The sequence below is a fragment of the Alteromonas hispanica genome (assembly GCF_010500915.1).
Lineage (GTDB): Bacteria > Pseudomonadota > Gammaproteobacteria > Enterobacterales > Alteromonadaceae > Alteromonas > Alteromonas hispanica.
This window is the reverse complement of the sequence record NZ_JAAAWP010000005.1, coordinates 242,099-262,996: the sequence shown is the minus strand read 5'-3', so window position 1 is coordinate 262,996 and position 20,898 is coordinate 242,099. Positions and strand designations below refer to the sequence as shown.

Sequence of the window (20,898 nt, the reverse complement as noted above, 5' to 3'; positions counted from 1 at the left end):
TGACGACTGCAGCCGCTTACATCCACTCGCTGCTGCGACGTCTTCTCTTAGGGAAGTAGGTAAGTAACACACCAAGTAAAATACCGCCGCCAGCCACTAAGCCTCCTCGGGTAAACCAAGTCACTAATTCGTCCTTATTGGCGCTTTCTACTTTACTCGTTAACTTTACGATTGCGGTAGCCTGCGATTCGTTCTCAGTAGACAGCTGGGTTATCTGCTGACGTGCGTCATTCAATTGCTGGCGCAGCCGAGCGCTTTCTGACTGAGAGGCTTGCAACGCACTTTGACTTTCGGCAAGTTGCTCACGAATCTTGGGCAATTGCTCAGCCTGCGACATTGTATTTGATATAAATTTACTTTCTACCCAACCTTCACGTCCGTCATTATCGGTAATTTGGGTGAATTCGGTCTCGTTATTTTGCGTTAACACCGTAATTGGCGTACCCGCTTCAATAGAGCCAAGTATACGGTAGTTCCTGCTAGGTCCCGTATGCATAAAAATGAACAAATCATCTTTTATGTAATGAGATGATGATGCTTCCAAATCAGCGATATCCTGCAGTGCAACTGCCTGAAAAGAGTACGTGAAAAGGGCAACGGCTAACCACTTTCGAATCATATAAATTCCAATTGCTCGTTTAAATCATAAAGATGGTATTGGTTGACCGACATAAAGGCAAGTTTGTTCCGTCATACAGCACTTAATAGCAGTAATTTACGCTATTGTTGGCAGGGTATAGGGCAATACACAACCTAATAGAACACATTACTGTTATTGCCAAAAACAAGCGACAAGGGTAAGGTGTCAGTACTTCAGAAGTGCCTTCACACCCGTATTCTAATATGAATACCGTTTTTCGATTAGAGCGGCGTTTTTTTAATTTTGCCGTGATGTGTAACCAAAGCTACTACTTTTACATAGAGCTAATATGTCTGAAATAAAACAATGTCAGAAATAGAATTAAAATTTGTGACCGGTGAGAATGCACAGCAGCGCTTTTCCGAGCGTTTGATCCCACTGTTTGATAAGCAAAAAGTAACGGTTGTTTCGCACAAACAAATGCGTTTGGAAAATGACTATTACGACACCGAAAAATTCGACTTTCAACAAAGCAAGATGGGTTTTCGAGTAAGAGGGAATGATGGTCGGTATGAACAAACCCTGAAAACCAACGGTGTTGTGAGTGGAGGTTTGCATACGCGGTCAGAATACAATGTCGACTTACAAACACCCACGCCAGATTTGACGTTATTCGATGCCTCTGTATGGCCTCAAGACTGGGACGTAGGCAGCAAAAACAGTAGTCTTACACGCCAGTTCAGTACACATTTCACTCGTGATGCGTATGTGGTTGAGGTAAACGGCAGCAAGGTGGAGATTGTCCTAGATTGCGGCGAAGCCATTACAGACAAAGCTAGCTCGCCAATTAATGAAATTGAGCTTGAGCTTATTGACGGCGAAGTAGACAGCCTGTTTGTCCTTGCCTTATTGATTAATGACAACATGGAAGTGAGATTAAGCGATGTTTCTAAAGCTGCGCAGGGTTATCAGCTGCTTCACGGCTTTAATGCTAAAATTCGTCCATTGCCTAACTTTCTTGCTTTAAAAGAGAGCACTTCCACCGAAGAAGCATTTTGTCAGGCCGTTCAAATTGCATTAGCCCATTGGCAGCATCACGAGCATGTGTTTTGCGAAAGCGGAAGTATTAAAATGCTGGCAGAAGTAGCAAAGAGTATTCAGCTATTACTGCAAAGCGTGTCGCTTTATTTGCCAGTGCTGCAGTGCCCAGAATTACTTCGTCTGCATAAAAAGCTTATCGCCTACGCGCAGCAATGGGGATGGCAAGACGACCTTCAAAGCCTTCGCTATCTGCTCTCAAAGAAAAGTTTGTTTAGCAAAACACTAAGCAAGCACCCTGCCATTGTCAGCTATTTGCAGGGGCGAAAAACAGGCTTAATGCACGCTCATCAGCCAAAGCAGTTATTTTTCAATAACGAAGCGACCGATATAAAGATAGAAGCCATTCGCCTTGTACAGAGAAAGCCGTGGCAAGCTTGCTCAACGGGCTACGATCATAAAGTTTCAGACCATGCGAAGGGCTGGCTCTCACAGGGATGGCAAACTGTTCAACAAAGTATGCCTCTTAATAAAAACATGGGGCCTGCAAACTACTCAGCCATAGAAGTACTGCTTAGGCAAACCTTATGGAGTGGTTTTCTACTTGGCGATTTATTTGTAGAAGAACGGGGCAATTTCAGAGCGCCGTGGCTTGATCTTCTCACGGGTATTGATGAGCTTAACGCGCTTCTAATGTTGCACAAATCTATAGATGATGCCGAAATAGAAACAGAGGATGAGCTGCGCAAATGGACAGCTCAAAAGCTGACAACGCTGATTATTATTATGGAGCGGACTCGAAAAGTGGCGATGCAGCGCGATGTTTACTGGTAGAGAGCGTAGACGTATCATCATGACTTTTCTCTTTCAAATTCACATGGACAGGTGATAGCGATGTATTTTTCAGTGCAAGATTACGGTTTGTTACTGCTACTTACCGTCTATCTATTTGGTCTTGTGTACTTCATTAAATCGAACAAAGGCGAAAGCAAGAGCGGGTGGTTATGCGCAGCACTGCTATGCTGGCCTTTATTTATGGCTGATGAATGGATCCGTTTAAGTGGAGAGCCGGACTTTGCGGTAGTCTACGGCCTATCCGATATCTTCGCAGTCTTGGCTATTACTTGCTGTTATAGGGCTATTAAGCCCTTGTTGTATGAACAACCTACCGCGAGACGGCGTTTATGGCTGCCGTTCATTATTACGGCGTTATTCCAAATAGCGGTGCTGCTAATTCCCACATCACAAAGAATGCAATGGTTGTCTGAATCGCCAATAGGAGAGCCTCTATATTTATGGCCGGCTTACGTTGCGCCGCTACTCACCGGCTTTAGCGTATTGCTCATTGGTATTCTTATTACCGAGCATATTCAAAGTTATCACAGGCATCTACCTGAACAGTCCGTGGATATTCGAGAATTTAAAATAGCTCGCCTTGCGGGCTTTATGGGCATGCTTGTAGGCATTGCTTTTATGAGTATTTTGCTTGTAACGGCAGCTACGTTTGGATTTTTCCGTCTAGCGGGGTGGGAGAGTTATCACCATTTAATGTTGGGCACTGGGTTGCTTATTGTATTAACGTCCCTTTTATTTGTTAAAAACACGTCTCCATCTCCCTTTGAACACGAGAGGTTAGAAGAAGGAAAAGCAACACCCTATGAAATAAGCAGTATTATTTCCAAAGCCGAGCGTCACACCATCGATAGTAAAGCGTATAAAGAAAGAGGCCTCACTATCGCTGAATTTTGTCGAAGTGCAGACCTCGATCCGACCTCGTTAGCGATAGCACTTCGTGTGTCTGATAAAAAAAGCTTCCGACGGTTTATTTACCATTTCCGTTTGGAGTACGCCAAAAAAGTGCTGTTGCGAACCGACACCAAGGTAGCATCAGTGGCAAAGCGGCTGGGGTTAAACTCTGAGAAGTTTTTAAGCGACTACCTAGTTAAGCACTTGCTTAAAAATGGCAGCGGCGAATAGCAACAGTTTGCTGAATTAGTAGCCAAAAGCGGTATTGAGAATATGATGGGTGAAGGTTTTACGCAGGTAAAAACCTCTCGGACGGGTTTGCAGCTTTTCACCCTCAGGTCCACGGGCTTCTGTTAGCACGCGTCCGTTTGCGGCCTTCGGGCGAATGTGCAGCGCAGTGCCTTGCCTTGAGGTAATGGACTCGACATGCCCAGTCACTATTTTTTCTGTTAACTCTTCCCAGTCTTGTCGTAGCAGAGCGTCTTCTTCCTCACTTGGGCGCCAATAAAACCCAGTAGCAACCCGTCTATCAGCGAGGGGAATACGCCTATCACCCTCGATAGGAAGCCACAATACCTGCTGTAGTTTGTTGCGTACGTTACTTGTTGTCCAGGTAATGCCTGGCTGCATTAGCAATGGCGCAAAACACACATAAGTGGTTTCAAGGGGAGCAAACGATGCATCAATGGGAATGGTTTTAAGTTCGATACCCAGCTCTGGGAAATCTTGTTGAGGTTTGGAGCCGGCGCTAGCACCTAGCCACTTTTCAATAAGCATGCCTGGCCAGCCCTTGTGACGCTGCAGGTTTGCAGGTATTGCCACATTTGCCATAGAAGCCAACTCACCAAGAGAGAGACCTGCTATAGCATGGCAGCGGCTTAGCAACTCGTCTGGAGTGCTTGGCGGTGACTGGGGAGGCTGCATTGTTATCGTAAAATTCCTGTTTGAACTTAGCCATTGAATATTAACACTATGATTGGAGCATAGTTTGTGGAAGAATGAAAACATATTACCAGTATTGTGTGCCCGGGAGTCTATGTGATAGATGCCGATGGATTCCGTGCGAATGTGGGTATAGTGATTTGCAACAAAATGGGACAAATATTTTGGGCAAGACGTTATGGCCAACATTCATGGCAGTTCCCTCAAGGCGGAATTGATGAAGGGGAAACTGCCGAGCAAGCCATGTTCCGCGAGCTACACGAAGAAGTAGGTTTGACATCAAAAGATGTCACTATTTTAAGTGTTACCCGTAATTGGCTTAGATATAAGCTACCAAAGCGACTTATTCGACAAGGTAGTAATCCTGTTTGTATAGGACAAAAACAAAAGTGGTTTCTTTTGCAACTCGATTGTCAAGATCGCGATGTAAATGTGTTAAAAACAGGCCACCCAGAATTTGATGACTGGCGATGGGTAAGTTATTGGTACCCAATTAGAAATGTTGTTTCGTTTAAACGTGACGTTTATCGCAGGGTGATGAAGGAATTTTCCCCGGTGGTCATGTCTGCGCAGCAGCGAAGTCCTCAACGTCAGGGGAACGCTTCAACTAAACGCGGTAAAAAACGCAGGCGCGGGTAAGGAATCAGGAGTAACCGTTGAATACCCCTAATAGCTCAGGCGCAATGTTAAACACGTTAAAGCGTATTGTGCAGGAAATGAATCAAATTCCTGCACTCGATACCGCTTTGTTTCGTCTTGCGTCTAGAGTAAAGCAAACCTTAAATGTTGACTCATGCTCAATATACCTTGCCGATAATGACGCCCAAGCGTTCGTATTAAAGGCGACAGACGGACTGCATCCCGACGCGGTAGAACATGTTCGCATAGGCTTTACCGAGGGACTGATTGGTTTAGTTGGTCAGCGGGAAGAGCCTCTTAACATTGCAAACGCGCAACACCATCCCCGTTTTAAACATTATCCCGAAGTAAGGGAAGACAATTACAACGCGTTTCTTGGTACCCCTATTACCAATCAGCGTCGCGTTCTTGGCGTTATCACGCTGCAGCAAACTGACCTTAGGCGTTTCAGCGAAGATGAAGAAGCGTTCCTAGTTACCTTAGCAGCTCAGTTAGCTCTTGAAATTACTAATGCGGACATTCGAGGAGCGCTAACACTCTCTCATACTGCTGGTCATGTCGACCAGCAGAAAAACGTGCGCGGCATCGCTGGGTCTCCAGGGCTTGCCATCGGCAAAGGTTTCTCACCCGATAAGTCAATTAATTTAAAAAACTGGGTGGTAAAGCGAACTCGCTCACCGGCCGATCAAATCGCTCTTTATCGCAAAGGCGTAGAAGTCACTCGAGGCCATGTAGACACCTTGTCTCAGCGTTTAGACGATGGCATTCCCGACGACGTGAAGTCAATATTTCAGCTTTATCATCACCTTTTAGATGCCAACAGCTTGGGACGTGAAGTAGAAGAAAAAATCCGTCAGGGGTGGGATGCGGCGTCATCATTAAAAATGGTAGTGGAAAGCTACGCAGCTCGCTTCAGAGCTATGGAAGACCCGTATATGCAGGAGCGGGCCATTGATATTATAGACTTGTCTGACCGCATACTCGCTAACATTCTGAGCGAGCAAAACGGGCACAAGTTAGCTGAAAAATCGGTAACCGAGCCCTGTATTCTCGTTGCTGATGAAGTTTCAGCGACTATGTTGGCTGAATGCCCGCGAGATAAGCTTCAGGGTATTATTTCAGTGCGTGGCTCCAACAACTCCCATGCCGCTATTTTGGCCAGAGCTATGGGTGTTCCAGCCGTTATGGGCTGTCAGAGCGTGTCGCCTGCTCTGCTAGAAGACAAAGAAATTCTGCTCGATGGATATTCTGGCGAGGTGATAATATCGCCAGCGCGACCCGTTAAAGCTGAGTTTATTCAGCTGATAGAAGAAGAGTCGGCCATTGCTGAAAAAATTGAGGCGGAGGCTGACAAGCCTTGCGAGACAATTGATGGCTGTCGAATGTCGCTTTATATTAATGCTGGGCTCTCAGCTGAAGTAGAGCTTGACGCGCAGCAGATTGGTGCTGGAGTAGGTTTATACCGAACTGAAATTCCTTTTATGCTTAGAGAAAGGTTTCCTTCTGAGCAAGAGCAGGTCACTTTGTATCGTCAGATATTAGAAGCTGCCCCAGATTTACCAATAACCATGAGAACCCTTGATGTGGGTGGCGATAAGCCACTGCCTTATTTCCCTATTAATGAGGAAAATCCATTTCTTGGATGGCGTGGAGTGAGGCTTACCCTTGACCACCCTGAAATATTCTTGGTTCAAATCCGCGCTATGCTGCGAGCTAACATAGGGCTTAATAACCTCCAAATTATGCTTCCTATGATTTCTACAGTATCGGAAGTTATTGAGGCCAAGCAACTCATTAATCAGGCATTTTTAGAAATATCGGAAGAGGCAGAAGAAGGCCACCACACCATAGTACGCCCCAAGCTTGGGATAATGCTTGAGGTGCCTTCGGTACTCTATCAGCTGCCACAACTTGCAAAGCATGTGGACTTTTTCTCGGTAGGTAGTAATGACCTCACACAATATTTATTGGCCGTTGATAGAAACAATGCGCGGGTGGCGAGTTTATACAATAGCTATCATCCAGCCGTATTGGGCGCACTTTACGATATAGTGCAAAAAGCGAATGTTAACCGCACTCCCGTTACTATTTGCGGCGAGATAGCGGGAGAGCCTGCGGGAGCACTTTTGCTTATGGGTATGGGATACCGTCGTTTAAGTATGAATGGCTTTAACCTTCGTAAAATTAACTGGTTGTTACGCAAAGTCACGCTAGAAGAATGTAAGCAATTGCTCTCTCTTTCGCTTACTTCATCTTCGCAGCAAGAGGTATTTACTCATCTGAACGAATACCTTGAAAGAAAATCGCTAGCTGGGTTAATTCGCGCTGGGTCGTAACAAAAATGACCTAAGTTTTGTTATTGAAAAAGATGGTTGATTGCCGTCAGTGTTTTGCCCCACGTCATAGTAACTATGCTACCCTCACCGATGATAAGTATTTAAAGGATAATGAATGGAACCTGTCGTTGTCATTCTTCTAAGTTGTGTGCTTCTAGGTTCAGTTGTAGGTATCTTGGCGGGAATGCTGGGTATTGGCGGCGGCTTGATTATCGTTCCCGTGTTGTCATACCTGCTTGTTCACTTACTCGGTATGACCACAGAAACCGTTATGCCGGTAGCAATAGCTACGTCGCTTTCTACTATTGTGTTTACCAGTATGTCATCCGCATATGCGCATTATCGGTTAGGCAATATTCAAAAAAATATTGTGCTGTATACAGGAATGGGGATTGCAGTGGGCGCTATTATTGGTGCACAAATTGCGAGTCATATTTCTGGCGAATTATTAAAAGATATTTTTGCCGTATTGGTTATTCTTATCGCGGCACAGATGATATTCGGCAAGCAAAAGCAGTCTGATAACCAGGCTAGCCGTGCAGTGCTCAGTTGCGTAGGAAGTGGTACGGGTATAATAAGTGCGCTAATGGGTATTGGCGGCGGCGCTTTACTTGTGCCTGCACTTGTGTGGTTTCGAGTCAATGCCCGTGCGGCAATAGGCTGTGCGGCATTTTGTGGGCTGGTGATCGCAATATTTGGCACGTCGAGTTTTATTATTGCCGGTTGGAACGCCCCAGATGTACCTGCGTACAGTTTAGGTTATGTGTATTTACCTGCGGCAGCAGGTATCATTGCTACCTCTATGATTACCGCAAACATCGGTGCTAAACTCGGGCAAAAAGTAAACGTACGTATTTTAAAAGCTATGCTGGCCTGCTTGTTAGTGCTGGTAAGTATTCGAATGATTTTAGGAATTGAATAATATAATGGAACAGAGCAGTTACCTGGTATTTCCCAGTATCGATCCCGTTATTTTTAGCTTGGGACCATTAAGCGTACGCTGGTACGGATTAATGTATCTCGTTGGATTTATCGCAGCGTTTTTACTTGCACAAAAACGCTTGTCGCAAACGCCGTGGAATAAAGACCAATTAAGCGACCTATTGTTCTGGAGCTTTGTAGGCGTGATATTAGGTGGCCGAGTAGGCTACGTTTTCTTCTATCAATTTGGTATGTTTGTAGACAACCCGCTGTATCTCTTTAAGATTTGGGCAGGTGGAATGTCGTTCCATGGCGGTTTAATTGGTGTGCTTGTGGCACTAGCTTGGCAGGCCAAACGCATGAAGGCTACCTTTTTAGAGTTAGGCGACTTTGTCGCACCGCTAGTGCCCATTGGTTTGGGAGCGGGTCGTATTGGTAACTTTTTAAATGCAGAACTATGGGGTAGAACCACTGATGTCCCATGGGCGGTAATATTCCCGAATGCGGGTAATGTTCCCAGGCACCCATCACAGCTGTATGAATTTGCCTTAGAGGGTGTGCTTCTTTTCGTTATTTTATGGCTGTACTCAGCGAAAAAACGCCCTGTTGGTGCAGTAAGCGGCCTGTTTTTGCTGGGCTATGGTAGTTTTCGTTTTATAGTGGAATTTTTCAGAGAGCCCGATGCACATATAGGGCTTTACCAAATGGGGCTTAGCCAAGGACAGCTTCTTTGCCTACCCATGATTGCTTTGGGCATAGGATTAATTGTACGTGCTTATATGGGCACGAAAAATAGTGTTAAAACGTAGAAGATATAAGAATCAATGAAAGAATATCTCGCTCTCATGCGCCATGTACGCGATACAGGTGTGAAGAAAGAAGACCGCACCGGAACTGGTACGTTAAGCGTATTTGGTTATCAAATGCGGTTTAATCTGCAGGAAGGATTTCCTCTTGTTACCACCAAAAAGTGTCATTTAAAGTCAATCATTCACGAACTCTTGTGGTTCCTCAAAGGCGAAACTAATATCGCTTACTTAAAAGAGCACGGCGTGCGAATTTGGGATGAGTGGGCAACAGAAGATGGCGAGCTTGGTCCGGTTTACGGCAAGCAATGGCGCAGTTGGGAGCGTGGTGATGGCACTACCATTGACCAAATATCTGATGTAATTCAGCAAATAAAAGATAACCCAGATTCCAGACGACTCATAGTAAGTGGCTGGAACCCTGCTGCATTACCCGATACGCAATACTCGCCGAAAGAAAACGCTGCAATGGGGAAGCAGGCGCTTCCGCCTTGTCACACCATGTTTCAGTTTTATGTGCTTGATGGCAAATTAAGCTGCCAACTTTATCAGCGCAGCGGCGACATCTTCCTAGGTGTGCCATTTAATATTGCTAGTTACGCACTGCTTACCATGATGATTGCTCAAGTGTGCGACCTAGAGCCCGGTGATTTTATTCATACTCTTGGCGATGCACATTTGTATTCTAATCACCTCGAACAAGTAGAGCTTCAGCTTAGCCGTGAACCATTTGCACGGCCAACGATGGAAATAAATCCAGAAGTAAAGGATATTTTTGGGTTTAAATACGAAGATTTTGAGCTTAAAAATTACCAGTGCCATCCGCATATAAAAGCCCCTGTCGCTATCTGAGGAGATACAATGAGTACTCCCATTTTGATCTGTGATGATTCCGGGTTTGCTCGGCGTCAAATGGCGCGCAGTATTCCAGACGGTTGGGATGTAGAGGTATCTTTTGCAGAGCATGGACAAGACGCGCTTAGCCAAATTCGAGAAGGAAAGGGCGACGTTGTCTTTTTAGACTTGAATATGCCGGTAATGGATGGATATGAGACTATGGAGGTGATTCGCAAAGAAGATCTTCCGTGTCTTGTCATTGTGGTATCTGGCGATGTTCAAGAGAAAGCGCGTGAGCGTATGCTGTCGCTCGGCGCTATCGATTTTATTCGCAAGCCCATAGACAATGCCAAGCTCATGCACATCTTAACTTCCTACGGCATTTATAGCGGTGACAGCTTGGCAACGGGTGGCACTAGCCAACAAAGTAGTGCTACGCCAGCCGCTGGCAATACCATTGCGAACAGCGAAGACGCGGTCACCGAAGAAGAAAAGTTAGACGCCTATCGCGAGATGGTGAATGTCGCCATGGGGCGCGCAGGTGAAAACCTTGCCAAGTTATTAGGTGAGTTTATCGATTTACCTATTCCTAATGTTAACTTAATAGAGAGCAATGAGCTCTCAATGGCTGTTGCAGATATCAACAGAAACGATCGTGTTTCTGCAGTCTCTAAGGGCTTTGTTAGTGAAGGAATAAGCGGTGAAGCCTTGGTTATTTTTAACGATACAAAATCACAGAATATCGTTGAATTACTTAAATACGCGCCCTCCGCATCATCTGAAAATCTAGAGCTTGAGGCACTGATGGATGTGTCTAATATTCTCATTGGTGCTTGCTTAAATGGTTTGTCAGAGCAGTTGGCGGTGGCATTCAGTCATACTCACCCCGTATTATTAGGGCAACACCAAGGCCTTTCCACGCTTCTAAGTGAGAATGTGCATCAGTGGGGCAAAGTTATGGCCGTTGAAATTGGCTATGCCATAAAAGCCAAGGACATCTCTTTTGATTTGTTACTGTTGTTTCCCGGCAATGCAATGAATCAAATTTACGCGAGATTAATGAACACCGACAGGGAGCGTCAATAGCGATGCATAGCAGTGTTACTCTTTCTTCCACGCCTAATGTTGTTGATGAATTACTAGACTCTATCGAAGTCGGTATTGTTATTCTCAACAAGCAATTCGAAGTTGAGGTGTGGAATAAGTTTATGGCTAACCACAGCGGTAAACGAGCATCGTCGCTGTTGGGCACCTCATTATTTGAACACTTTCCTGAAATAGATAAGCAGTGGCTAACGGCAAAAGTAGACCCGGTCTTCAGTCTTAAAAGCCCTGTCTTTATTATTTGGGAACAGCGCCCGTATTTATTTAAGTTTGGAAGTAGCAGACCGGTGACCAGCGCCGCGTCGCATATGTACCAAAACGTGACCATGTTTCCTCTTGTTGGCGATAGCGGCAGTGTAGAAAATTTCTGTATTCTGGTTTACGACGTGACGGAGCAAGCGCTAGGCAAGCGCGGCATGGCAGAGCTTAATGAAGAGCTTAAAATTACCAGTAGGGTAGATGGGTTAACCGGTCTGTACAACAGACGCTATTGGCAAGAGCGGTTTGAAGAGCTTTATAAGCTCTCAAAACGCAGAAACAAGCCCAGTACCGCAATGATGTTAGATATCGATCATTTCAAACGGGTCAACGATACCTACGGTCACCAAGCGGGCGATAAGGTAATAAAAATGTTGGCAGCGCTTATTAAGCGCTGCGTAAGGGAAACTGACCTGGCAGGCCGTTACGGCGGCGAAGAGTTTGCCATCATACTTACCGATTCTACTCTGGAAAACGCCACGCGTGTTGCCGAGAGAATACGAGGGCTGGCCGAACTCCTTGAAGTAGAGCACGATGGGCAAACCATTACCTTCACTGTTAGTTTGGGGCTTGCACAGTTTGAGCAAAGCCTGAATGGCCCCATGGTATGGTTAGAGCAGGCCGACCAAGCGCTATATCGTGCCAAAGAAAGCGGGCGTAACCAGTATTGCGTTCACGAGGTTGAGTTAGAATAATCATACTCTCTTTTCTCAGCGGATTATGTTGTAAACCTTTGTACCTTCATCCGCCTCTAAGCCTGGATGCGAACTTGTGATTGCTTGGTAAAGCTCAGGATATTTCATCTTTATAAGCGCCATACGGTGAATGTGATACTCATCAATTGTTGGTTTGTATGCCATCAACGCATTTATTTTGTTAAGTGCGAGCTCTGGTTTAAAGTATTTGTTTGATGCGTCGAGCGCGTAGTGAAGAGGGTCGGCACCAACTCCTGTTTTGAATGGGAGGTTATGTTCATAGAGAAAATCAATCAGTTCAATATCGCCAGTTTCCGCAACATAATGCAGTAACGTCTTTCCTGATTCATCCTGAAGTTTATTAGTTACCCCTGCATTAAATAATGCTTGTAAAGATGCTTTGCTCAATAGTCCCCTAAATTCAAACGTTCTCAATGGCAAAGGCTCTACCATCAGTGATGAATTAAGAAGGAGCGCGTAGGATGTTGGATATGAACTGACAAAACGGCCTACGACATAATTTTTTTGTGAGTCCGTAAGAGGCATGTTTTCGAAATGCAAAATCGCTGCATACATGGATTCAAATTTGGATAGATCGATATGAAGTGGTTTCTCGCTTATTAAATCGATGTTCCTAATATTTTTCAGGCTGTTTTTTCGATACTCATCGACCAACACAGGGTCAATACCTTTGAGCATGTCTTCTATTGGCTTAGGGTTGTCACCTACAATCAAACGCGCTTTCTCTATAAAGTCTTTTGCATGCTTAGGCGACCATTTTAATTGAAACTCAGTCAGTAAAGCGTTGCAGTCAGCTTGGCGTAGCGCTAAATTTTCAATATTAAGTGCTGCCTTAACATCTGCTGATGCTTTATTCTCAATGTCTTTTATCAATCGATCATGATTGTTTGCTGAAAACAATGGTGCGGTTTCAAGAGTAGTCAGGTCTACATTGTATTTTTCAATGAAGGCTTTGATTTCGCTTTCATTAAACGAATAGCTAAACGCAGGAGTGCCGCCAACAACTTGAGTATAGGTTTGCTCTGTTAATTGAGCAGTGGCGTTTTTTTCAATTAAGCGTTTAATTATGTTCAGCCACTTTCCTTCGTCTTCCCCTACATATGCGTAGTGTATGCGAGCTAAAGCCCAGTCTAAGCTTCCGCCTACGTACATTTGTTGTGTAGCGTTAGCACCTCTATCCAACAGTAAATTTACTATTTCAGCACTGCGACGAAAAAGCGCATAGTCAAGGAGTGATGTGGTATGCGAGAACCCAGAATAACCAACAACATCGTTTGGATCGTCAAGGGCAGCTATTAGTTCGAATAGCATGTCATCAGTTGTTGAATCATCAGCCATAAAGAATGCCACGTCATCGACGTTTACAGAGGTGTCCTCGAGTATGCGTTGTCTTTCTACTTTGGACAATGACGTGTAACCTGCTAGTGCATTCTGTGGCACCTTTACAGAAAATATAAAAGGTGAAGAGACAAGTAAATCTGGCGCGACATTCTCAATATAGTCGTACAACTTCCGGTTATCTTCGGCATGCTTTGAAGCATTTTTTTGGGCTTGAATAGCAATGTTTAACGCTGCATTTGGTGAGCCTAAATAGTCTATGGCAGCAATTATCTCATTTGTAGAGTAACCCGCTTTTATATGTCTTTGCCATTGCAGAGGTTTCAACTGCTGTTGGACTGATTGACGCGTGTTTCTCTTTACTTTTTGATTAAACTCTTCGCATAAATGTATTGATAGGTCTTCAGCTTGGTCATGAGGTGACACTGCTTTATTGAAAAATTGTTCTTTATTACTGTATCGCTCTGGTTGCTCGTTCTTTGCTGAGCGTTCCTCTATCTTACTTTCCGGCTCGGTAACGGTAAATACGTAAAATAAAGAGAGTATTGCGAATAAAAACAAGAGTAAAAACAAGAATAAAAACTTACCATCGCGTTTAGGCATTAACTATCTCCTTCCATGAGTTATCTCCCTTCGACCAGCAGTGCATTCTTAGCAGATGCCCATTGATGTATAGAGCCACTAACAAGTTTGTTTACGAACACTTGAACTTCTCTAATCAGAAGCTCCACTATAGCTTAATAGTATTTGTAACCGTACCAGTGAATGGATACATTCTAGGTTCTCGGCGCTAACGGATTCTGCACGTTTTTAATATGCTCTCGAATGCTGTAGAGAAACACCAAGCTTGGTATCACCATTACCGCCGTGAGTATAAAAAACAGACTCCAATTTCCGTTCAAGCTGTCCACAACTATTCCGCTGCTTGAAGCGACAAATGTCCTTCCTGCCACGCTTAAGGATGCCATTAGGGCGTATTGTGTGGCGCTAAAGGCGCGATTACACAGTAGCGATATAAACGCCACCATGGCTACCGTGCTCCAAGCTCCCGTAAAACCGTCTACAATCACGGTGAAGGCCAGTAATGAGGTGGAAGGGCCTGTTTGTGCTATTACTGCAAACAGTAAATTAGACGCTGCCATAGCGATGCCCGCCACCATTAAGCCGCGATAAATGCCATAGCGAATGTTTACAATTCCCCCTAACAGGGAAAATACAATAGTTACCCACCAATTCAGCAGTTTTGAGTAGGTAGCAATATCACTGTTAGTGAAGCCAATTTCTTTATAAAAAACAATGCTCATGCGCCCGAGAAAGGCTTCACCTATTTTGAAGAGAAAAATAAATAATAAGAAGGAAAGCGCTAGTTTCACTCCATTTCGAGCAAAAAACTCAGAAAATGGGCTGACTAATGTGCTCTTTAACCAGCGTGAAATTTTATCTTTGACGCCGGCATTAGAGTCTACAGAGCCAGTGCCTGCTCCATTAGAATCTATGCGGTCAAACAGTGCATCTCTGTCGATATCCGGCTCTTTGGCCAGTAACGTAGCTACAGCAAGCACGCCCATTAATACCCCTAGCAACAAATAAATGTTGGCCCAACTCCAATCAGTCAGATCTGCAAGGAAAAAAGGAATGGCGCCCAAGCCACCATAGCCTGTCCACCAACCCGCAGTTGCTACGGAAGAGGCTGCAGACATACCGTCTTTATCATCTTCGGCAATGCAGTCTATGCGAAAGCCATCAATAGCAATATCTTGAGTGGCTGAAAAAATGGCAGTGAAAAGCCCTACAAGCGCGATGTAAAAAAGATGAGACGAAGTGGTGAGTTGAGACATGGCTATGCAGCATGCAACGATGCCAATCTGCATGGAAAAAATCCAGCCTTTTCGCTGGCCTAAAATCGGTGGTTTTAGTCTATCCACCAGTGGAGACCACAAGAAGTTGATTGAGTAAGTGGCAAAGATAATGCCGAATAATCCAATGGCCGAGCGAGACAGACCGTCGTCTTTTAGCCAGGCTGACAGCACAGAGCCTATCATTATCCATGGAAAACCACTTGCAATACCAAAGCAAAAAATGCTTAAAAAGCGTTTGTCGTTATATGTTTTTATAGCGCCTAGCAAAATATTGCCCATCAGAGAATCAAGTTGTGTATTGAGCCATGTAAAGGGGAAAATGGCAACACGTACAACCAATGACCTCTGTCAGAAAGCTGAAAACAGCGTCAGCACTTTTTATGGGTGGCAGAGTTTTTCTACAAAAAAGCTTCAGATAAAGGGTTTTCGAGATTACTAATTTTTTGCAAGCAACTGAGGAAGTGGAATTTACGAGTTTAAAGAGGCTCAAACTACAACAAGGTGTGCTGTGGACTCATTGATGACAATAAAAGAGTAGGGGTTAAGGTCGTATTCCAACGCAGTCTATAGGACACTTTCCAGCGTTTTCTAAAAAGCTGACACAATGAGTGAGTTCATCAATCAATATCTGGTCGTTTTTTAGTTTGTCATCATTCCAGTAATGAATTTGATGCAGCACATGCCAAAATACACGCTCTTTTTCGGTGTAAGGTTGTGTGAGAGTACAGTCGACTTGCCCCCATTCTTCCATGCAGTCCCAAAAAAACAATTCGAGCTCTTCTACCGGCAAGCCTTCGTTCCAAAAAGCTTTTAGATAAAAACACAACTGTTTTGACTTGCTATCAACAAATTCTGTCACAGTCATAAGACCCCAACCGTTTTCTTACTACTGAGCGTATTATAGTTCATAACATTGCAACTGCTCTTAAACCCGGGTTACTTTTTGCGGAGATTCAGATAGGTAATTGATCTGCGTATCAATTTAGACTAGTGGTGAATGCAAAAAATTACCAGCCTAAATAGCGTGTCCAGCCAATTGTGTTATTTGCAACCAGTTGAATGTAAGGGGTTTTTTGATTTTGATTTAGACTAAAGACTGAGTTGGATGAAGGGAGGATAATTTGCCGGTAGTGTAGCTTTAGGCTAGTTTTTGCACGATTCCTGCGCATAACAACGGTTTTGCTTTCCCAGTCACTAAGTCCCTTTATAGAAAGGTCTAAAACCGGGAACGTGCTGGAGGCTATAAGCTCACTTATACCTCTGTTAACAGTATGTTGAGGCCAATAGGGAGAAACGCTGATGAAGCTATCGGGTTCAAAGTTGCTATTTTTACTAGTGGCATCTAAAAACGCTGCTGCAATCATTCCTTGAGCAATTACTAGGCGATAGCCTTGCACGTTCTGAAGCTTGTTGTTGAGCGCTAAGAGCTGGGTGGAAAGCTGTTGAGTGGTGTCGTCAAAATCGAAATACTGGGTTAAATTTGTGCTTCGAGGATGAATTGAAACGTTATTTGAGCCAGGGTTACCTTCCTTATTCGACGTGCTTGATGCAGCATCCGAAGGATCTGTGGCCGATGAGGGCGCGTCAGTTGTCTCACTGGCCGTTTCTTCAGACAGTGGCATCATGCTCATATTAAACGGGCTGATTACTACATGCCAGCCTTTCTGTGAAAGGTAATCTGCCAGTTCTTTGCTTTGTGCCAGTGAAAAATTAGACAAAAATGGCTCAACAAGAATAATTGCAACGCCTTGAGAAAGCGGCGTTTGCGATTCAACTTCAATAATTGGTGCGACTTGCTCGCCAACCATAAGTTCTTGTACTTCGCCAAGTGCAAAGCCATGACTGATATCAGTAAAGTAGTCTGCGCAGGCAGCAAAAGGCATTGCGCCTAGCGCTAGCAGAGACAACATGATAGCAGTGCACCTTTGCATAACTTTGAAACCTTTAAATTCAGCTTACTTGTCGAGAACTTTCGGTATCAGCTAGTATGTCTTCAATACTTACTGAGTGGGTAATAGTATATCGGCAGCTACTCGGTAAAGTTTATCAAATCTGTGGGCTGCAGCGTTTCAGCCATTTCGCTTTCAGATGTTTGCGTTCATGAGTTATTTGGCGAGGTGCACCGAGGCAAAAGTAGTAAGCGGCGTCGGTTTAAAGTCGCTAAATGGGATGGTGCTTTGAAAATTCAGCCAGTTGTTCGACTTTGGGTGTTTCAGGCTTAAACTTTCTGCATGCAGCTGTAAACGGTTTGCCATCGACAATGCCCTGTCATGGGCATAAAGACGGTCTCCAAGTATTGGATGGCCAAGAGATAGCATATGCACCCTGAGTTGATGAGAGCGACCCGTAATGGGGCGAAGTGACACTAGCGTAAACGGGCGATTCTCGCTGTCTGTAGAGCGCGTTATTACATCATAGTGAGTTACTGAAGGTTTGCCGTACTCGTGATCAACCTTTTGTTTGGGTCTGTTAGGGTAATCAACAATAAGAGGCAAATCTATTTCGCCACTGTCTTTTTCAACGTGCCCGTAGACCCGGGCAAAGTAGCGCTTCTTCGTTTCTCTTAGCTCAAATTGCTTGCTAATAGCGCGATGGCTGAATTTTGTGAGCGCCATAACCATAATGCCCGACGTAGCCATGTCGAGCCTATGCACTACAGTCGCAGTAGGCAGAACTTTATTAACGCGGGTAATGAGTGCGTCTTTGTGGGCTTCAAGCCTGCCGGGTACACTCAGTAATCCGCTGGGTTTTAATGCCACCACCATAAAATCATCTCTATATAAAAAATTGAGATAGGGGTGATATGGTGGGTTATAGACGAACGCTGGATTGGCCATTACGGGTTATTCACTATAATTCTAATAGCATCAAACTGCACATCTGCGCCCTGTATCACTTTATCAAGGGCGTTCATTTGCTGTTCAATAAACTCAATTTCGCTGTCGCGTACAGCCGGGTTGCGCTTTTGTAAGTCTTTTAACCGCTGAATTTCATCATTGAGCGTTGTATGCATAGTATTGAGCGCGTCGTGTAATTTTTGGTTAGCTTGCTGATGAGCTAGCGAGCGGGTTTTCTCAATCGCAATGCTAAGAGGTTGTTGTAGCGCCTTGAGCAGCTGAGCTGAAATCTTACGATTGACCTTACGCTTAACATCAAATGTTAAATCTACGGCATTGCCTTGTGCATCAAGGCACACTCTTACCGGCGTTTGCGGTAAAAATCGACCGAGCTGCAATGCTTTTGGCGCTTGAGCATGAAGAACAAACAATGCCTCTATCCAATATGCCCCTTTGGGAAGCTCAGGGTCTGCAATAAAGGCCATGCTGCTTTTGCCGTGTACGTCAGTAAGCACGGCATCGATGGCGGTATGAACTAACGGGTGGTCCCAGCTCAAAAACTGGACATTTTCCAACGTTGTTGCCACACGTCGCTTGTACGTTACTGTCATGCCTTCAGGATCTAAGCCTGGTAGCTGACTCACCATTTGTTCCGTTGGCATTAAAATAAAGCAGTCGTTGCCTTTTTCATCTTGCTGAACGCCAATAGCGTCGAACACACGCCCCATGAATCGAGATAAATCTTGGTCGCTATCAAGTGCAATAATATCTTCGAGTAACTGCTCGACACGGCCTTCACCAGATGCATTAAGCTCTAGCAACCTATCTCTGCCCGCTTCAAGTTGAGCAACAAGTTGACTGTTTAGCGTTACGCTCAAATTAATGAGTTCGTCGCGTACCGTCATGTCGCTAGGGTGTAAACATGCGTTCATTAGTAACGGTTTTACATCGTCAAACACGCCAGAGCCTGTGGGGCAGGTTTTTTCAAACGCGTTTAAGCCTTCGTGATACCAATCTAGCAACACATGCTGAGCACTTTTTGCCAGGTAAGGCACGTGGATATTCACTGTGTGAGTTTGTCCGATTCTATCTAAGCGACCTATACGCTGCTCAAGCAAGTCTGGTGTAATAGGCAAGTCAAACAAAACAAGATGGTGGGCAAATTGGAAATTACGCCCTTCGCTGCCTATCTCACTACACAGCAAAATTTGTGCGCCTTCTTCCTCGTCGGCAAAGTAGTGCGCCGCTTTGTCGCGCTCAACAATACTCATGCCTTCGTGAAATACACTGTGTCGTATGCCGGTTTGCGTGCGAATGACTTCTCCTAGCTCTTGCGCGGTGCGAGCGCTGGCGCAAATCAGCAATATCTTTTCTGGTTTTATGTCCTGCATGAAGTCCATCAGCCAGTTCACGCGAGGGTCTAGCTTGGTCCAACTGTTCACTACACTAGGCGTGCGCTCCGGATAAAGAGCTACCAGCAAGTCATCGCTTTCAACGGCGGCTTCATATTCTTGTGGTAAGGCAAGTTCGTACGCCGAAAGTTTACGCTCGGGAAAACCTTCGATATTCGCTCTACGGTTTCTAAACAGCATACGTCCTGTACCGTGACAGTCGATAAGCTGGTGCAGTAAGGCGTGCCTGTTTTGTGAGGTGGATAAGTCACCCGCATGCTCCATAACCTCAGGCGCAAAATTGCATAGCGTTGTACGCTGTTTCTCATTTGGCTCGGCATCTGAAAGAAGTGGAGCTACTGCATCAGCAAGCTGGCTATATTGAGACTCTTCAGTTAAAAAGCTCTCATAACTGTGAAAGCGCGCAGGATCTAATAGACGCAGTCTGGCAAAGTGACTTTCGTGACCTAATTGGTCTGGTGTGGCCGTAAGCAGCAATACACCTGGTGTCGTATTAGCGAGTGCTTCTACGCAAAGATATTCTTGAGACGGTGCTTCTTGAGACCATGAAAGGTGATGCGCCTCATCTACAACCATCAAATCCCAAGTCGCATCTTCAACCTGCTGCTGACGTTTTTCACTTTTGCTTAAGAAGTCGATACTACACAATACTAGCTGTTCACTGTCGAAGGGATTAATACCTTCTTCATCTAAGGCTTCGCAGCGGCTTTCGTCAAAGATAGCAAACGCCAAGTTAACACGGCGCAACATTTCTACTAGCCACTGATGCATAAGCGAATCTGGCACTAAAATTAGAATACGAGATGCTCGTCCAGTTTTTATTTGCTGATGGATAATAAGCGCAGCTTCAATGGTTTTACCCAGCCCCACCTCATCGGCAAGCAGCACTCGCGGCGCATGACGGCTACCCACTTCAGAAGCAATATGTAATTGGTGTGGAATAAGTGAAATACGCGCGCCAGCTACGCCAATTGTATTCGAACGCTGATAGTCATACTGATAGCGTAAGGCGCTTTCTCGTAAATCAAACCATTTGGGGTGGTCTAGTTGTTGACTAAATAAGCGCTTTTCAGGTTGGTTAAGGCGAATATGATGGTCGAGCATAGTTTCAGGAAGTCGAGACTGAGCCTTGGTGTCTTCTCGTAAGCCGTGATAAATGAATACCCCTTGGCTCTCTTCCTTTTCAGTTACTGTCATTTCCCAGCCGTCTTGGCTCTTAACGGTATCGCCAATATCAAATATGAGTCTTGTTAAAGGCGCTTCTTGTTTGGTATACATGCGCGCTTCGCCAGTTGCTGGGTACAAAACTTCAACTGAACGAAAATCAACACCAATAATGGCGCCTAATCCCAATTCGGTTTCCGTGTTGCTTAACCAACGCTGACCAATAGAAAATTGACTGTCTGAACTCATAAATCACCAACCTTTTTTGCGGGGGCGGTATTGTACGCATTGCGTTGTGATAAGTCATTAATACTAGGGTGTGTTGATCACTGCTGCACGAAATTTTCGGTAAATGAAGAAAATAT

At 44.8% G+C, this 20,898-nt stretch carries 17 protein-coding genes; 9 read left to right on the top strand and 8 right to left on the bottom strand.

Features of this window, described 5'->3' with window-relative positions:
- Positions 1 to 16: 16 nt before the first annotated feature.
- Entirely contained in the window at positions 17 to 619 is a 603-nt protein-coding gene (locus GTW09_RS10365) for a TIGR04211 family SH3 domain-containing protein (RefSeq protein ID WP_163111814.1), read from the bottom strand.
- 327 nt (positions 620 to 946) lie between these two features.
- On the opposite strand from GTW09_RS10365, the gene GTW09_RS10360 reads away from it, so the two are divergent.
- Complete coding sequence (locus GTW09_RS10360) at positions 947 to 2,452, top strand: CYTH domain-containing protein (protein WP_163111813.1); 1,506 nt, start codon at positions 947 to 949, stop codon at positions 2,450 to 2,452.
- Positions 2,453 to 2,512: 60 nt separating this feature from the next.
- Entirely contained in the window at positions 2,513 to 3,595 is a 1,083-nt protein-coding gene (locus GTW09_RS10355) for a helix-turn-helix domain-containing protein (RefSeq protein WP_163111812.1), read from the top strand.
- A 15-nt stretch (positions 3,596 to 3,610) separates the two neighbouring features.
- On the opposite strand, the gene mutH is transcribed toward GTW09_RS10355, so the two are convergent.
- Positions 3,611 to 4,288 carry a DNA mismatch repair endonuclease MutH gene (gene mutH / locus GTW09_RS10350; RefSeq protein WP_163111811.1) on the bottom strand — a complete coding sequence of 226 codons (678 nt, stop codon included), beginning with the start codon at positions 4,286 to 4,288 and terminating at the stop codon, positions 3,611 to 3,613.
- Between the two features lie 114 nt (positions 4,289 to 4,402).
- On the opposite strand from mutH, the gene rppH reads away from it, so the two are divergent.
- The 7 genes from rppH to GTW09_RS10315 all read left to right on the top strand — a co-directional run bounded on the left by rppH (position 4,403) and on the right by GTW09_RS10315 (position 11,902).
- Positions 4,403 to 4,945 (top strand): RNA pyrophosphohydrolase, encoded by a 543-nt coding sequence (rppH, locus tag GTW09_RS10345; protein ID WP_071978585.1) that lies wholly within the window; start codon positions 4,403 to 4,405, stop codon positions 4,943 to 4,945.
- Between the two features lie 44 nt (positions 4,946 to 4,989).
- A complete protein-coding gene (gene ptsP, locus GTW09_RS10340; RefSeq protein WP_163111850.1) occupies positions 4,990 to 7,281 on the top strand; it encodes a phosphoenolpyruvate--protein phosphotransferase in 2,292 nt (763 codons plus the stop codon).
- Positions 7,282 to 7,396: 115 nt separating this feature from the next.
- Positions 7,397 to 8,203, top strand: a complete 807-nt coding sequence (locus tag GTW09_RS10335) for a sulfite exporter TauE/SafE family protein (RefSeq protein WP_071978586.1) — start codon at positions 7,397 to 7,399, stop codon at positions 8,201 to 8,203.
- A gap of 4 nt (positions 8,204 to 8,207) precedes the next feature.
- Complete coding sequence (gene lgt, locus GTW09_RS10330; protein ID WP_100970883.1) at positions 8,208 to 9,011, top strand: prolipoprotein diacylglyceryl transferase; 804 nt, start codon at positions 8,208 to 8,210, stop codon at positions 9,009 to 9,011.
- Positions 9,012 to 9,026: 15 nt separating this feature from the next.
- A complete protein-coding gene (locus GTW09_RS10325; RefSeq protein ID WP_163111810.1) occupies positions 9,027 to 9,860 on the top strand; it encodes a thymidylate synthase in 834 nt (277 codons plus the stop codon).
- A 9-nt stretch (positions 9,861 to 9,869) separates the two neighbouring features.
- The gene (locus GTW09_RS10320) at positions 9,870 to 10,931 is read left to right on the top strand and encodes a response regulator (protein WP_163111809.1); all 1,062 of its coding nucleotides are present in this window, start codon (positions 9,870 to 9,872) and stop codon (positions 10,929 to 10,931) included.
- A 2-nt stretch (positions 10,932 to 10,933) separates the two neighbouring features.
- Positions 10,934 to 11,902 carry a sensor domain-containing diguanylate cyclase gene (locus GTW09_RS10315; protein WP_163111808.1) on the top strand — a complete coding sequence of 323 codons (969 nt, stop codon included), beginning with the start codon at positions 10,934 to 10,936 and terminating at the stop codon, positions 11,900 to 11,902.
- A 15-nt stretch (positions 11,903 to 11,917) separates the two neighbouring features.
- On the opposite strand, the gene GTW09_RS10310 is transcribed toward GTW09_RS10315, so the two are convergent.
- From GTW09_RS10310 to rapA, 6 genes are all read right to left on the bottom strand, one after another.
- Positions 11,918 to 13,864, bottom strand: coding sequence for an ankyrin repeat domain-containing protein (locus tag GTW09_RS10310; RefSeq protein ID WP_163111807.1), 1,947 nt, complete (start codon positions 13,862 to 13,864; stop codon positions 11,918 to 11,920).
- Positions 13,865 to 14,037: 173 nt separating this feature from the next.
- Positions 14,038 to 15,399, bottom strand: a complete 1,362-nt coding sequence (locus tag GTW09_RS10305; RefSeq protein WP_163111849.1) for an AmpG family muropeptide MFS transporter — start codon at positions 15,397 to 15,399, stop codon at positions 14,038 to 14,040.
- A 262-nt stretch (positions 15,400 to 15,661) separates the two neighbouring features.
- Positions 15,662 to 15,985 (bottom strand): hypothetical protein, encoded by a 324-nt coding sequence (locus GTW09_RS10300; RefSeq protein WP_163111806.1) that lies wholly within the window; start codon positions 15,983 to 15,985, stop codon positions 15,662 to 15,664.
- A 142-nt stretch (positions 15,986 to 16,127) separates the two neighbouring features.
- On the bottom strand, positions 16,128 to 17,030 hold the full coding sequence (locus GTW09_RS10295) for a DUF3530 family protein (RefSeq protein ID WP_163111805.1): 903 nt from the start codon (positions 17,028 to 17,030) through the stop codon (positions 16,128 to 16,130).
- Positions 17,031 to 17,225: 195 nt separating this feature from the next.
- Complete coding sequence (gene rluA, locus GTW09_RS10290) at positions 17,226 to 17,957, bottom strand: bifunctional tRNA pseudouridine(32) synthase/23S rRNA pseudouridine(746) synthase RluA (protein WP_163111804.1); 732 nt, start codon at positions 17,955 to 17,957, stop codon at positions 17,226 to 17,228.
- The gene (gene rapA, locus GTW09_RS10285) at positions 17,957 to 20,782 is read right to left on the bottom strand and encodes an RNA polymerase-associated protein RapA (protein WP_163111803.1); all 2,826 of its coding nucleotides are present in this window, start codon (positions 20,780 to 20,782) and stop codon (positions 17,957 to 17,959) included. Before rapA ends, rluA begins: the two co-directional genes overlap by 1 nt.
- Positions 20,783 to 20,898 lie beyond the last annotated feature (116 nt).